This window comes from Pseudomonas sp. TE6288 (genome assembly GCF_054062095.1).
In genome coordinates this window covers 39,144-52,425 of the sequence record NZ_JBSSEW010000024.1, presented here as the reverse complement: position 1 = coordinate 52,425, position 13,282 = coordinate 39,144, and the positions used below count along the sequence as shown (strand labels likewise).

Annotated in this window: 11 protein-coding genes; 6 read left to right on the top strand and 5 right to left on the bottom strand. The window is 66.8% G+C overall.

The window, feature by feature from the left end; all coding sequences use genetic code 11:
* Positions 1-10: 10 nt before the first annotated feature.
* The 5 genes from pyrR to gshB all read right to left on the bottom strand — a co-directional run bounded on the left by pyrR (position 11) and on the right by gshB (position 3,790).
* Entirely contained in the window at positions 11-529 is a 519-nt protein-coding gene (gene pyrR / locus ACVWY1_RS22335; RefSeq protein ID WP_277502206.1) for a bifunctional pyr operon transcriptional regulator/uracil phosphoribosyltransferase PyrR, read from the bottom strand.
* A 52-nt stretch (positions 530-581) separates the two neighbouring features.
* On the bottom strand, positions 582-1,007 hold the full coding sequence (ruvX, locus tag ACVWY1_RS22330; protein ID WP_028688357.1) for a Holliday junction resolvase RuvX: 426 nt from the start codon (positions 1,005-1,007) through the stop codon (positions 582-584).
* On the bottom strand, positions 1,007-1,576 hold the full coding sequence (locus tag ACVWY1_RS22325) for a YqgE/AlgH family protein (RefSeq protein ID WP_102682234.1): 570 nt from the start codon (positions 1,574-1,576) through the stop codon (positions 1,007-1,009). Before ACVWY1_RS22325 ends, ruvX begins: the two co-directional genes overlap by 1 nt.
* A 127-nt stretch (positions 1,577-1,703) precedes the next feature.
* Positions 1,704-2,603, bottom strand: a complete 900-nt coding sequence (locus ACVWY1_RS22320; RefSeq protein WP_102682233.1) for an energy transducer TonB — start codon at positions 2,601-2,603, stop codon at positions 1,704-1,706.
* A gap of 233 nt (positions 2,604-2,836) precedes the next feature.
* The gene (gshB, locus tag ACVWY1_RS22315; protein WP_046853923.1) at positions 2,837-3,790 is read right to left on the bottom strand and encodes a glutathione synthase; all 954 of its coding nucleotides are present in this window, start codon (positions 3,788-3,790) and stop codon (positions 2,837-2,839) included.
* 255 nt (positions 3,791-4,045) lie between these two features.
* Between gshB and pilG the strand changes: the two genes are divergently transcribed.
* The 6 genes from pilG (at position 4,046) to ACVWY1_RS22285 (ending at position 13,271) form a co-directional block, all read left to right on the top strand.
* Positions 4,046-4,447 carry a twitching motility response regulator PilG gene (gene pilG, locus ACVWY1_RS22310; RefSeq protein WP_102682258.1) on the top strand — a complete coding sequence of 134 codons (402 nt, stop codon included), beginning with the start codon at positions 4,046-4,048 and terminating at the stop codon, positions 4,445-4,447.
* Positions 4,448-4,494: 47 nt separating this feature from the next.
* Positions 4,495-4,860, top strand: coding sequence for a twitching motility response regulator PilH (pilH, locus tag ACVWY1_RS22305; RefSeq protein ID WP_046853925.1), 366 nt, complete (start codon positions 4,495-4,497; stop codon positions 4,858-4,860).
* Entirely contained in the window at positions 4,857-5,411 is a 555-nt protein-coding gene (locus ACVWY1_RS22300) for a chemotaxis protein CheW (RefSeq protein ID WP_046853926.1), read from the top strand. The genes pilH and ACVWY1_RS22300 overlap by 4 nt, the downstream gene beginning before the upstream one ends.
* Positions 5,412-5,474: 63 nt before the next feature.
* Entirely contained in the window at positions 5,475-7,499 is a 2,025-nt protein-coding gene (locus tag ACVWY1_RS22295; RefSeq protein ID WP_102682257.1) for a methyl-accepting chemotaxis protein, read from the top strand.
* A gap of 11 nt (positions 7,500-7,510) precedes the next feature.
* A complete protein-coding gene (locus ACVWY1_RS22290) occupies positions 7,511-12,805 on the top strand; it encodes an Hpt domain-containing protein (protein ID WP_457378779.1) in 5,295 nt (1,764 codons plus the stop codon).
* Positions 12,798-13,271 carry a chemotaxis protein CheW gene (locus ACVWY1_RS22285; RefSeq protein ID WP_023632084.1) on the top strand — a complete coding sequence of 158 codons (474 nt, stop codon included), beginning with the start codon at positions 12,798-12,800 and terminating at the stop codon, positions 13,269-13,271. Before ACVWY1_RS22290 ends, ACVWY1_RS22285 begins: the two co-directional genes overlap by 8 nt.
* The last annotated feature ends 11 nt before the right edge of the window (positions 13,272-13,282 follow it).

Below are 13,282 nucleotides of genomic sequence, written 5' to 3'. Positions count from 1 at the left end.
CGGGGGACTCTTAAAGGGCGGATGCGGGAGCGAGGTCCTGGCGCTCGAGGGCGAGCGGCGTGGGTCCGGTCAATTTTACCCGTTCATGGGCGGCCAGGGACAGGGTGGCGCCAAGCACATTCGGGCGGATCGGCAGCTCGCCGGCATCCAGGTCGAGCAGGCACACCAGTGTCACGCTGGCCGGGCGGCCGTAGTCGAACAGCTCGTTGAGCGCGGCGCGGATGGTACGCCCGCTCATCAGCACGTCGTCCACCAGCACCAGGTGCTGGCCTTCGATTTCGAAAGGCAGTTCCGAGGGGCGCACCTGCGGGTGCAGGCCGTTCTGGCTGAAATCGTCACGGTAGAAGGAAACGTCCAGGGTCCCCAGCGGGCTCTGGTCGCCGAGCTCGGCCTGCAGGGCCTGGGCCACCCACACGCCGCCGGTGCGGATGCCGATGAAGCGTGGCTCGGCGAACGTGCGGCGGGCCAGGTGGGCGCGAAGGTCGACGGCCATCTGCCGGATCAGGTCGGCGGGATTGGGTAGGCTCATTGCGTGCTCCTCGGAAGGCGGGCGCCGGCAAGCCGCCGGCGGCAAAGCGGATTTAAGTGTTGGCCTCCAGCCAGCCTTGCAGCAGCAGGGCCGCGGCGATGGCGTCGACCGGATTGTCGCGGTAGCTGCCATGCCGGCCGCCACGGGCCATCTGCTCGCCCTTGGCTTCGAAGGTGGTGAGCCGTTCGTCGTGGGTGTGTACCGGCAGGTTGTAGCGGCCGTGCAGGCGACGGGCGAATTTTTCGGCGCGTTCGCTCATCTCGCTGGGCGTGCCGTCCATGTTCAGCGGCAGGCCGACGACGATGGCGTCGGGTTTCCATTCCTTGATCAGCTTCTCGACCTGGTTCCAGTCCGGCACGCCGTTCTGCGCCTTGAGCGTGCACAGTTCTCGGGCCTGGCCGGTGATCACCTGGCCGACGGCCACGCCGATCTGCCGGGTGCCGTAGTCGAAGCCAAGCAGCAAGCGCAGTTCGGCCATCAGGCGTGGCCCGCCTGGCTGGTCAGCAGGCTAAGGTTGATCCCCAGGCTGGCGGCGGCGGCGCCCAGGCGCATGTCGCTGGCCATGCCGAAGATGATCTCGGGGTCGAAGGGGCAGTTGAGCCAGGCGTTGTCGGCAAGCTCGGCCTCCAGCTGGCCGGCTTCCCAGCCCGCGTAGCCCAGGGTGATCAGGCTCTTGCGCGGACCGTCGCCGGCGGCGATGGCGAACAGCACGTCCTGGGAGGTGGACAGCGACAGGCCCTCCAGCTCGACCGTGGCCTGGTAGCTGCGGTCGTTGCTGTGGAGTACGAAGCCGCGGTCGGTCTGCACCGGGCCGCCCTGGTAGATCGGGATGTGCAGGGTGCTGGCGGGCGGCTCATCGTCCGGGCGCAACTGCTCGAGGATGTCGGCCAGGTTCAGCTCCTGCGGGCGGTTGACCACCAGGCCCATGGCGCCGTGGGCATTGTGCTCGACGATGTAGGTGAGGGTCTGGGCAAAGTTCGGATCGGCCATGTGCGGCATGGCGATCAGGAACTGGTGCTTGAGGTAGCTGGGGGCGAGGGTCTTCATGTCCGCTAGTGTGGCGCCAGGTGGCGAGGCTGACAAGCCGGCTCCTCCACCGATCGTGCAGAACTCAAGCCATGCGCTGTCCCTGTGGGAGCTGGCTTGCCAGCGATGGGCCGCAACGCGGACCCGATCAGTTGCTCGACAGCCGGTCACCCCGGGCAAAGCGCCAGGTACGGATGATCTCCAGGCGGTCGAACTCCGCCAGGTCCCCGGTGAATGGCGCGAAGGGCGCCGCCAGGCGCACGATGCGCTGGGCAGCCTGGTCCAGCACGGGCTGGCCGGAGGACTCCAGCACCAGCACCTCGTACAGCGAACCGTCGCGGTTGATCGACACCATCATCCGCAGGCTGCCGTACATCTGCTGGCGCCGGGCTTCTTCGGGGTAGTTGAGGTTGCCGATGCGCTCGACCTTCTTGCGCCACTCTTCCTTGTACCAGGCACCCTTGTCGCGCAGGGTCGAGGCGGCATTCAGACGGTGGATGCGCGGGCGTTTGGCGTAAAGCTGCTGTTCCTGGGACAGTTCGGCCTCGAGGCTGGCGATCTGGCTGGACAGCTGCGAACTGTCGAAGTCCGGTACCTTGGCCTCGGGCTTGGGTTGCGGCTTGCTCTCCTTGGGCCTGGGCTCGGCTTTCTGCGGCTTCGGCGCCTGGGTGGCGACCACGGACTTCGCCGGTGCCGGGGGTGTTTGCGGTTTCGCCGCCGGGGGCGGGGTGATCTTGTTGATCTTGCTGTCCTGGAACGGCGCGACCTCGGTGGTCTTGGGCACCGCTTTCTTGTCCAGCGTACCGCTACCCTGCTGGTTGTCCTGGGCTTGGAAATCGGCCTTCTCGGGCGCTTTCTCGCTCTTGAAGGTGGCCAAGGTGATATCCATGGCGTGTCGGATTTCGGCCGGTTTGACCACGGTGAAACCCACGCCCAGGATCAGCGCCAGGTGCACCAGGGTGGCCAGGAACAGGGTGAAACCGAGCCGGTCCACCGGGCGGACGCGCGGTGGCAGCAGGTCGGGTGGGATGTCGGCGGGAAGCGTCATCGGGTATCCAGCAACCGCTAGGCTCTGTACCAAAAGCCTTGATACTTGTTCATGCTGCGTTGAAAACAGCCTCGGAATGCTCATGTACTCCAGTACACTCCGCTTCCTCGGCTGTTTTCGCCTTGCCTGACCTGCGTCTCAAGACTTTTCGTACAGAGCCTAGGCGGGGCAGCAGCTCAGTCGAAAAGGACCGGCATCATACCCCACTGCGCGGTGTTGCCACCTGTCTTCGGTCAGCGCGCCTGAAGCTTGCGATCAATGGCGTCCATCAATTGCCCGCCGATATTGGTGTTGAAGGCGGCGTCGATCTCGCGGATGCAGGTCGGGCTGGTGACGTTGATTTCGGTGAGGTAGTCGCCGATCACGTCCAGGCCGACGAACAGCAGGCCCTTTTCACGCAAGGTCGGGCCGACCTGGGCGGCGATCCAGCGATCGCGCTCGCTCAACGGGCGGGCTTCGCCGCGACCACCGGCGGCCAGGTTGCCGCGGGTCTCGCCGCTGGCCGGGATGCGCGCCAGGCAGTAGTCCACCGGCTCGCCGTCGATCATCAGGATGCGCTTGTCGCCGTCCTTGATCGCCGGCAGGTAGGCCTGCGCCATGATCTGCTGGGCGCCGAGCGCGGTCAGGGTCTCGAGGATCACCGACAGGTTGGGGTCGCCGACCCGGTGACGGAAGATCGAAGTGCCACCCATGCCATCCAGCGGTTTGAGAATCACATCACCATGCTCGGCGGCGAATTCGCGGATGATGTCGGGGCGGCGGCTGACCAGCGTGGGGGGCGTGCACTGCGGGAACAGCGTGGCGAACAGCTTCTCGTTGCAGTCGCGCAGGCTCTGCGGCTTGTTGACCACCAGCACGCCTTCGGCCTCGGCCTGTTCCAGCAGGTAGGTGCTGTAGACGAACTCCATGTCGAAGGGCGGGTCCTTGCGCATCAGGATCACGTCCAGCTCGGCCAGGGTGCTGTCCTGCTCCTCGCCCAGTTCGAACCAGCGGGCCGGGTCGGCGAACACCTTGAGCGGGCGCATGCGTGCGCGGGCCTTGCCCTGGCCCTGGTACAGATCGCGCTGCTCCATGTAGAACAGGCTCCAGCCGCGGGCCTGGGCGGCCAGCAGCATGGCCAGCGAGCTGTCCTTTTTGTAGGAGATGGACGCGATGGGGTCCATGACAATCCCGAGGCGAACGCTCATGGGTAGTTCCTCTTGGCGGCCCTAGGCCGCGATGGCACGAAAGAAAAGTGGCTCAGGGTGGCGCCGGGCGCGCCCACGGTCAAGGGGCGGGCGGATGGAATGGCCTTCGGGAGTGTGCTAAAAAGGCTCGATCCAGCTTCAAGCTCCAAGCCACAAGCTGCAAGAGAGCCGGGCTGCACACCCATTTGCTTTTACTTGACGCTTGTAACTTGCAGCTTGCCGCTCAGACCAGAGCAGCAAATGATGGCGAACTATATGGAACAACCCCTGAAGGTGATGGTGATCGACGATTCCCGCACGATCCGCCGCACCGCGCAGATGTTGCTCGGCGAGGCAGGCTGCGAGGTGATCACCGCCAGTGACGGCTTCGACGCCCTGGCCAAGATCGTCGACCACAAACCGCGGGTCATCTTCGTCGACGTGCTGATGCCGCGCCTCGATGGCTACCAGACCTGCGCCATCATCAAGCACAACAGCGCGTTCAAGGACACCCCGGTGATCCTGCTCTCTTCCCGCGACGGCCTGTTCGACAAGGCCCGCGGCCGGGTGGTCGGCTCCGACCAGTTCCTGACCAAACCGTTCAGCAAGGAAGAACTGCTCGACGCGATCCGTGCCTGCGTGCCCGGTTTCGCCGCGCAGGATCCACACGCACCCTGACGCCGCCCACGCAAGGCGGCGTCTCTATTTCCTGATGGGGAAACAGCATGGCCCGAGTTCTGATTGTCGACGACTCGCCGACAGAGATGTACAGATTGACCGAATGGCTGGAGAAGCACGGCTATGGGGTGCTCAAGGCCGACAACGGTGCCGACGGCGTGGCCCTGGCCCGCCAGGAAAAGCCCGACGCGGTGCTGATGGACATTGTCATGCCCGGCATGAACGGATTCCAGGCCACCCGCCAGTTGAGCAAGGACCCGGAAACCAGCGCCATCCCGGTGATCGTGGTCACCACCAAGGACCAGGAAACCGATCGGATCTGGGCCCAGCGCCAGGGCGCCCGCGACTTCCTGACCAAACCTGTGGAAGAAGACGCGCTGATCGCCAAGCTCAAAGAAGTGCTGCAGGCTTGACCACCCGGCCCCAGGGCGCATCGCTGACCGCCTTCGAGCTGCTGCTGGACATCGACCGGCGCTGCCGCCTGCTGGTGGCCGACCAGCCACCGCAGGACATCCGCCTGCAACAATGGAGCGGCATCGGCTTTCGTGTCGCCGGGCAGTGGTTCGTCGCGCCCATGGGTGAAGTCGCCGAAGTGTTGCGCGAACCCCGCGGTAGCCGGGTGCCGGGTGTGCAGCCCTGGGTGCGCGGAGTGGCCAACCTGCGTGGGCGGCTGCTGCCGGTGATGGACCTGTGTGCATTCTTCGGCCTGGGGCCGGCGGCGGCGGGCAAGCAACGGCGGGTGCTGGTGCTGGATCACGAAGAGCTGTTCGCCGGGCTGCTGGTGGACGAAGTGGTCGGCCTGCAGCACTTCGCCCTGAGCAGCCTCGAGCTGTCGCCGCCGCAACCGTTGATCCGCGCGGCCGCGCCCTTCGTGCAGGGCCATTTTCCCCGTGAGCGCAATTGGGCGATCTTCAGCCCGTTCGCCCTGGCCCAGGCGCCGGGCTTTCTCGATGTGGCGTTGTAGAGGACTTTCGACGTGAACAAGCCAGGACCCACCGTTGCCGCAGCCGGCGTCTCGCCCGCCGCCGTGGCCCAACGCCCGCGCAGCACCGCGCAGATCACCGTGCTGTTCGTGGTGCTGATCCTGTCGATCGTCCTGTTGTTCGCCAACTTCGCCTACCTCAACACCCAGGCCAACCACGACAAGCAGTACATCGGCCATGCCGGCGAGCTGCGCGTGCTGTCCCAGCGCATTGCCAAGAACGCCACCGAGGCGGCGGCGGGCAAGGCGCTGGCGTTCAGGCTGCTCAGCGACGCGCGCAACGACTTCGAGCGGCGCTGGAGCTACCTGCGCGAGGGGGACAAGACCACCGGCCTGCCCGCCGCGCCCGCCACGGTACGCGACGAAATGGACGCGGTGCGCCAGGACTGGGAGAACCTGCGCAAGAACACCGACACCATCCTGGCCAGCGAACAGACCGTGCTGTCGTTGCACCAGGTCGCGGCCACCCTGGCCGAGACCGTTCCGCAGTTGCAGGTCGAATACGAGAAAGTGGTGGAAATCCTGCTGCAGAGCGGTGCGCCGGCCAACCAGGTGGCCGTGGCCCAGCGCCAGTTGCTGTTGGCCGAGCGCATTCTCGGCTCGGTCAACACCGTGCTCGCCGGTGACGAGACTTCGGTGCAGGCCGCCGATGCCTTCGGCCGCGACGCCAGCCGCTTCGGCCAGGTGCTCGAGGGCATGCTCGCCGGCAACCCGGCGATCCAGGTCACCCGCGTCGAGGACGCCGATGCCCGGGCGCGGCTGGCCGAGATCGCCGAACTGTTCCAGTTCGTCTCGGGCTCGGTGGACGAAATCCTCGAGACTTCGCCCGAACTGTTCCGCGTGCGCGAGGCTGCCGGTAACATCTTCAGCCTGTCGCAGACCCTGCTCGACGAGGCCTCGCACCTGGCCAACGGCTTCGAAAACCTGGCCGGCGGGCGTACCCTCGATACTGTCGGCGGCTACGTACTCGGCCTGCTGGCACTGGCCTCGATCATCCTCATCGGCCTGGTGATGGTGCGCGCCACCCACCGCCAGCTCCGCGAGACCGCGGAAAAGAACGAGCGCAACCAGCAGGCGATCATGCGCCTGCTCGACGAGATCGAGGAACTGGCCGACGGCGACCTGACCGTGACCGTTTCGGTGACAGAGGACTTCACCGGAGCCATCGCCGACTCGATCAACTTCTCGGTCGACCAGCTGCGCGACCTGGTAGCCACCATCAACCACAGTGCCGAGCAGGTCGCCGCTGCGGTGCAGGACACCCAGAACACCGCCCGTCAACTGGCCAAGGCCTCCGAGCACCAGGCCGAGCAGATCAGCGAGGCGTCCGAGGCGGTGGGCGACATGGTCGAGTCGATCGACCGGGTCTCCGCGCATGCCTATGAATCGGCCAAGGTGGCCGAGCGTTCGGTGGCCATCGCCAACAAGGGCAACGAGGTGGTGCACAACACCATCCACGGCATGGACAATATCCGCGAGCAGATCCAGGACACCGCCAAGCGGATCAAGCGCCTGGGTGAGTCCTCCCAGGAGATCGGCGATATCGTCAGCCTGATCGACGACATTGCCGAGCAGACCAACATCCTCGCCCTCAACGCGGCCATCCAGGCATCGCTCGCCGGCGAGGCCGGCCGCGGCTTTGCCGTGGTCGCCGACGAGGTGCAGCGCCTGGCCGAGCGCTCGTCCTCGGCAACCCGGCAGATCGAGGCGTTGGTACGCACCATCCAGGCCGATACCAACGAGGCGGTGATCTCCATGGAGCAGACCACCGCCGAAGTGGTGCGCGGCGCGCGCCTGGCCCAGGACGCCGGCGTGGCCCTGGCAGAGATCGAAGGCGTGTCGCAGACGATGGCCGACCTTATTCACAGCATCTCCGATGCCGCTCAGTTGCAGACGTCGTCTGCCGGGCAGATTTCCCACACCATGGCGGTGATCCAGCAGATCACCGCGCAGACCTCCGCCGGTTCCGGCGCCACGGCCGACAGCATCCGCCACCTGGCACGCATGGCCAGCGAGATGCGCCGCTCGGTATCCGGTTTCACCCTGCCCAAGCCGGTGGAGCGGTCGTGAGCGGGGCGAGCATGGCCGGCCCGGGCAATACGGCCGGCGAGCGCCACGACACGGTGGCCCTGGCCTGGATCAAGGCCCCCCTCCTCGATTGCCTGGCGCAGGCGCGCCAGGCCCTGGAGCGTTTCTCGGCGGAGCCAGGCGACCTGTCGATGCTGGCGTTCTTCGTCGACAACCTGCACCAGGTGCACGGTTGCCTGCACCTGCTCGAATTGCCGGGCGCGACGCGCCTGGCCGAGGAACTGGAGCTGCTGGGACGGGCCATGGCCGAGGGCCAGGTGAGCCCTCGCGGTGACTGCCTGGGCGCGCTGTTCCGGGGACTTGAGCAATTGCCGCCTTACCTGGATCGCCTGCGGGGAGCGCGTCACGACTTGCCGCTGGTGGTCATGCCGTTGCTCAACCAGCTGCGGGTCTGCCGGGGTGCCGAGCCCCTGGCCCAGGGCAGCCTGCTGGGCGAACTCGGGCAGCGCCTGGCGGGCGCCGCGGACCTCGCCAACCTCGACCTTTCCCTGGGGAGCTGGCGTGAGCACATGCAGGCCGGCCCTGGGCGGGACGCGCTGCGTTCGGTGGTGATGGCCCTGTGCGATGACCTGATGCGCATCAAGGACCGTCTCGACCCCTTTGTCAGTGGCGAGCATCCGCCCCGCGAGTCGTTGGAAACCTTGCTGCCACCCTTGCGCCATGTCGCAGATACCCTGGCAGTGCTGGGTTTCCAGCAGCCACGACGAGTAATCATCGACCAGGTGCTGGCGCTGCAGGCGCAGGTCGAGAAGGACGGCGCGGTGGACGAGGCGCTGTTGATGGATGTCGCCGGGGCGCTGTTGTACGTCGAGGCGACCCTCAACGGCATGGTCGGCCCGCTGGAGGAGACCTCGCCAGGCAACCTGCCTGGTTCTGACCTTGCCGAGATTCGCCAACTGGTACTTAACGAGTCGCTCAATGTGCTGCAGCAGGCCAAGGACCTGATCGGCGACTGCCTGGAGTCGGACTGGTCGCGTCAGCGCCTGCAGGCCTTGCCCGGTTTGCTGCAGCAGGTGCGCGGGGCGTTGGCGATGCTGATGCTGCCGGCCGCCGCCGAGGTGTTCGGTGGGTGCGCGGGGTATGTGCAGGGCTGGTTGGTCCATGTGGAGGACGAGCCGCTGCCCGATGAGCTGGCCCACCTGGCCGATGCCCTGTGCGCCGGGGAGGCCTGGTTGCAGTGGCGGGTGGCCGATCCGCTGGCCGATGCCCAGCGTTTCATCGACATGGCCCACGCCAGCCTGACCGCCCTGGGCGTGCAATGCCCGCGCCTCGAGCGGCCCTTGGCTGGCTCCGGCATGGCGGACGGTGTCGATGACGAGTTGCGCGAGGTTTTTCTCGAAGAGGCCGGCGAACTGTTGCCTGAACTCGAGCGCCAGTGGCTGCGTTGGCGTGCCGACAACGGCCTGCGCGAGGCACTGATCGAGGTACGCCGCGCGCTGCATACGCTCAAGGGCAGCGGGCGGATGGTTCACGCAGAGGCCGTGGCAGAACTCGCCTGGGGCGCCGAGCACCTGCTCAACCGGGTGCTGGAGGGGCGCATCACACTGAGCGCCGAAGGCCTGGTGGCCTTGCAGCAAGTGTTCGTGCGCCTGCCCGACCTGCTCGCCGACTTCGCCGCCAGCCAATTGCCGCCCACTGCGGAGATAGAGCAACTGGCCGGGCATCTGCACGCACTGGCGCTCAATGACACGCCGGCCAGCGCCAGCATCGACGGGCTCGATCCGCAGCTGCTGGAGATTTTCCGTAACGAGGCCCAGGGGCACCTGGCCGGGCTCGATGTTTTCCTGCAGGTGGCTGGTGCCCAAGGCACAGTGGTCAGCGACAGCCTGCAACGCGCCTTGCACACCCTCAAGGGCAGCGCCGCCATGGCCGGCGTGATGCCGGTGGCGGAACTGGCCACCGCGCTCGACCGCCTGGTGCGCGAGTACAAAGGTCACCACCTGCCTTTACAGCAGGCCGAGATCGAGCTGCTGGAGGCTGCGCGTGCGCTGTTCCACCTGGGGCTGGCCCAGTTGGATAGCTCACCATTGGCTGCCATCCCGGGGGCTGCGGCGTTGATCGAGCAGGTCGGGCAAACGGTCGATGCCAGGCTCGCCCGGCACCAGGCCGAGCCGCACCCGTCGCGCCGGGCCAGACGTGACCCGCAACTGACGGCCACCTTCCTGACCCTGGGCATGGATATCCTGCTTGACGCCGAGGCGCGGCTGGCCAACTGGCAGGCCGACCCCACGCAGCATCATGAGCTGCACCTGCTGCTCGAGGAAATGACCACCCTCAGCCATGGTGCGCACCAGGCTGAGCTGTGGCAGGTGGATGAAGTCTGCGAAGGGCTGCTCGACCTCTATGGCGCGGTCGAAGAGGGCAGCCTTGCGGTGACACCGCGTTTCTTTGCCATCGCCCGTCAGGCCCACGAAGCGCTGCTCGACCTGTTCGACGAAATAGCCGCCGGGCAGGATCCGACCGCCCGCCCCGATTGCCTGGCCGCCTTGCATGGCTTGCTTGACGATGCCCTCGACCCGGCGGCCCTGGGGTTGGTCGGCGCAGCTGGCGCGACAGTGCTGCCCCAACCTGGCCAGCTGCCGGACCCCGCTGTCGTCGAGCTGTTTCTCGAGGAGGCCGCGGATATTCTCGAGGGCGCCGACCAGGCACTGCGGCAATGGAAGGACGATCCCGAAAGCCTGTCACCGCTGTCTGCGTTGCAACATGATGTTCTGACCCTCAAGGGCGGTGCGCAGATGGCCGCGATTGGCGCCATCGAAGTGCTTGCCCAGGAGCTCGCGCTGCTCTACGAAGGGCTGGTGGACCGGCGGATCGGGGCAAGCCCAGGGCTGTTCGAGATGCTCGCACGCAGCCATGACGCCCTGGCTGAGATGCTGCGCAGCTTGCGCGAGGGCCAGTCACCGCTGTCGGCGGTGGCGTTGCTGGGCGAGCTGCGCGATTTCCGCCATAACGCTCCGCCACCTGGCCCGACCGAGGCGCAGGACGACACGCAGGAAAGCGAAGGCGACAAGGAACTACTGGAGGTTTTCCTCGAAGAGAGCTCCGATATCCTCGAAAGCGCGGCCCAGTCCCTGGCGCGTTGGCAGGCCGACCCGCGCAACACGGTCGAGGTGGAGAACCTGTTGCGCGACCTGCACACCCTAAAGGGTGGGGCGCGCATGGTCGAGATCGCCGCCATCGGCGACCTGGCCCATGAGCTGGAATTCCTGTACGAGCTGCTGGCGGCCGCGCGGCTGCCGTCGACGCCGGCCTTGTTCAGCCTGCTGCAGAACTGCCATGACCGCCTGGCGCACATGCTCGACGCGGCGCGCCTGGGTGAGCCGCTGCACGCGGCGACGGCGCTGATCGACTATATCCGCAACTTCTCCAGCGCCGCGCTGACCGACAGCGCCGCCGGGCAGCCCCAGGCCGAGCCCGCCCCGGCCGAAGCCCCGGCTGTCGCGCCCGAGCGGGCCGGGGACATGGTCAAGGTCGATGCCGAACTGCTTGACGACCTGGGCAACCTGGCCGGCGAGCATTCGGTGATCCGTGGGCGCATCGAGCAGCAGGTCAACGATGCGCAGTTCGCTCTCAACGAGATGGAGACCACGCTGGAGCGCATGCGCGACCAGCTGCTGCGCCTGGATATCGAGACCCAGGGGCGGATCTCGAGCCGGCACCAGTTCGAGGGTGACGCCTATGACGACTTCGACCCCCTGGAGATGGACCGTCATTCGCAGTTGCAGCAATTGTCGCGGGCGCTGTTCGAGTCCACCTCGGACCTGCTCGACCTCAAGGAGACCCTGCTGCAGCGGGCCCAGGAAGCGCACAGCCTGTTGCAGCAGCAGGCGCGGGTCAACAGCCAGTTGCAAGAGGGGCTGACCGCCACCTTGATGGTACCGTTCGAACGCCTGGTGCCGCGTTTGCAACGGGTGGTGCGGCAGGTGGCGAGCGAACTGGGCAAACAGGTCGAACTGGTGGTCGGCAATGCCGAGGGCGAGCTGGACCGCAGTGTGCTCGAGCGCATGGTCGCGCCGCTGGAACACATGCTGCGCAATGCCGTCGACCATGGCCTGGAAGCCCGCGAGGCGCGCCTGGCGGCCGATAAGCCGGAGCAGGGCACCATCCACCTGAACCTGCTGCACGAAGGCGCCGACATCGTCATCGAGATGAGCGACGACGGTGCCGGGGTGCCGCTGGAGGCGGTGCGCAACAAGGCGATCAAACGCGGCCTGCTCGATCCGCAGGCACGCTTGAGCGACCACGAGATCCTGCAGTTCATCCTGCGCCCGGGGTTTTCCACTGCCGAGAAGATCACCCAGATCTCCGGGCGCGGCCTGGGCATGGACGTGGTCCATGAAGAGGTCAAGCAGCTGGGCGGTTCGATGAGCATCGAGTCCAGCCCCGGCAAGGGCGCGCGCTTCCTGATCCGCTTGCCGTTCACCGTGTCGGTGAACCGGGCGCTGATGGTGCACGTGGAGGATGAGCAGTACGCTATTGGGCTGAACACCATCGAGGGCATCGTGCGCGTGCCGCCATCGGAGCTCGAGGCCTGCTACCGACTCGACCCGCCACGCTACAGCTATGCCGGCCATGACTACGCGCTGCGTTACCTCGGCGAGCTGCTGCAGGAGGGTACGCAACCCAACCTGCTGGGCCAGAGCGTGCCGCTGCCGGTGCTGCTCACCCATTCCCACGAGCAATCGTTCGCGATCCAGGTCGACAGCCTGTCGCCCAGCCGCGAGATCGTGGTCAAGAGCCTGGGCCCGCAGTTCGCGGCGGTGCCGGGGCTGTCCGGTGCCACCCTGCTTGGTGACGGGCGGGTGGTGCTGATTCTCGACCTGCTCGGCCAGTTGCGTGGCCAGCAGCGACGCCTGGCGCGCCTGCCGGGCGCGGCGCAGGGGCAGCATCTGCTGACCGGCCCGGTGCCCAGGCGGCCATTGCTGGTGATGGTGGTGGACGACTCGGTGACCGTGCGCAAGGTCACCAGCCGCCTGCTCGAACGCCACGGCATGAGCGTGCTGACCGCCAAGGACGGGGTGGATGCCATGGCGCTGCTCGAGGAGCACCGCCCGGACGTGTTGCTGCTGGACATCGAGATGCCGCGCATGGACGGCTTCGAGGTGGCAACGCGCATCCGCCGCGACGAACGCCTGGCACAGTTGCCGATCATCATGATCACCTCGCGTACCGGGCAGAAGCACCGCGACCGGGCCATGGCCATCGGCGTCAACGATTACCTCGGCAAGCCCTACCAGGAGTCGGTCCTGTTGCAGAGCATCGCCCACTGGAGCCAGCCCCATGCTTGAACATATCGCCGGCCAGCGCAGCAGCCTCACCGGCCTGCTGTTGCCCCTGGGCGACCGCACCCTGGTACTGCCCAACGTGGCGGTGGCCGAATTGATTGGTCATCGTGCCATCGCCTGCGAGCCAGGAGAGCCGGCCTGGCACCTGGGCTGGGTGGACTGGCGCCAGCAGCGCTTGCCGTTGATCGGTTTCGAGGCGGCCTGTGGCGGGCAGACCACTTGCGGCGAGCGGGCACGGGTGGTGGTGCTCAACGCATTGGGAGATACCGGCCTGCGCTTCCTGGCGTTGCTGCTGCAGGGTATTCCGCGCTCGTGCAAGCTCGACAGCCAGTTGAACTATGTTGACGTGCCGCTGGCCGCGCTGGAGCTGGCGGCAGTGCAGGTGGGCGAGCAGGTGGCGCGGGTGCCGGACCTGGCCGGGCTGGAAAGATTGGTACGTGACGCTGATCTGCAATCTGCAGCTGGCTAGGATGATGGTTG

What these genes read in the sequence shown, in the direction of transcription:
- pyrR (WP_277502206.1), bottom strand. Translation starts at nt 529, where the DNA reads ATGAGCCTACCCAATCCCGCCGACCTGATCCGGCAGATGGCCGTCGAC.
- ruvX (WP_028688357.1), bottom strand. Translation starts at nt 1,007, where the DNA reads ATGGCCGAACTGCGCTTGCTGCTTGGCTTCGACTACGGCACCCGGCAG.
- ACVWY1_RS22325 (WP_102682234.1), bottom strand. Translation starts at nt 1,576, where the DNA reads ATGAAGACCCTCGCCCCCAGCTACCTCAAGCACCAGTTCCTGATCGCC.
- ACVWY1_RS22320 (WP_102682233.1), bottom strand. Translation starts at nt 2,603, where the DNA reads ATGACGCTTCCCGCCGACATCCCACCCGACCTGCTGCCACCGCGCGTC.
- gshB (WP_046853923.1), bottom strand. Translation starts at nt 3,790, where the DNA reads ATGAGCGTTCGCCTCGGGATTGTCATGGACCCCATCGCGTCCATCTCC.
- pilG (WP_102682258.1), top strand. Translation starts at nt 4,046, where the DNA reads ATGGAACAACCCCTGAAGGTGATGGTGATCGACGATTCCCGCACGATC.
- pilH (WP_046853925.1), top strand. Translation starts at nt 4,495, where the DNA reads ATGGCCCGAGTTCTGATTGTCGACGACTCGCCGACAGAGATGTACAGA.
- ACVWY1_RS22290 (WP_457378779.1), top strand. Translation starts at nt 7,511, where the DNA reads ATGGCCGGCCCGGGCAATACGGCCGGCGAGCGCCACGACACGGTGGCC.
- ACVWY1_RS22285 (WP_023632084.1), top strand. Translation starts at nt 12,798, where the DNA reads ATGCTTGAACATATCGCCGGCCAGCGCAGCAGCCTCACCGGCCTGCTG.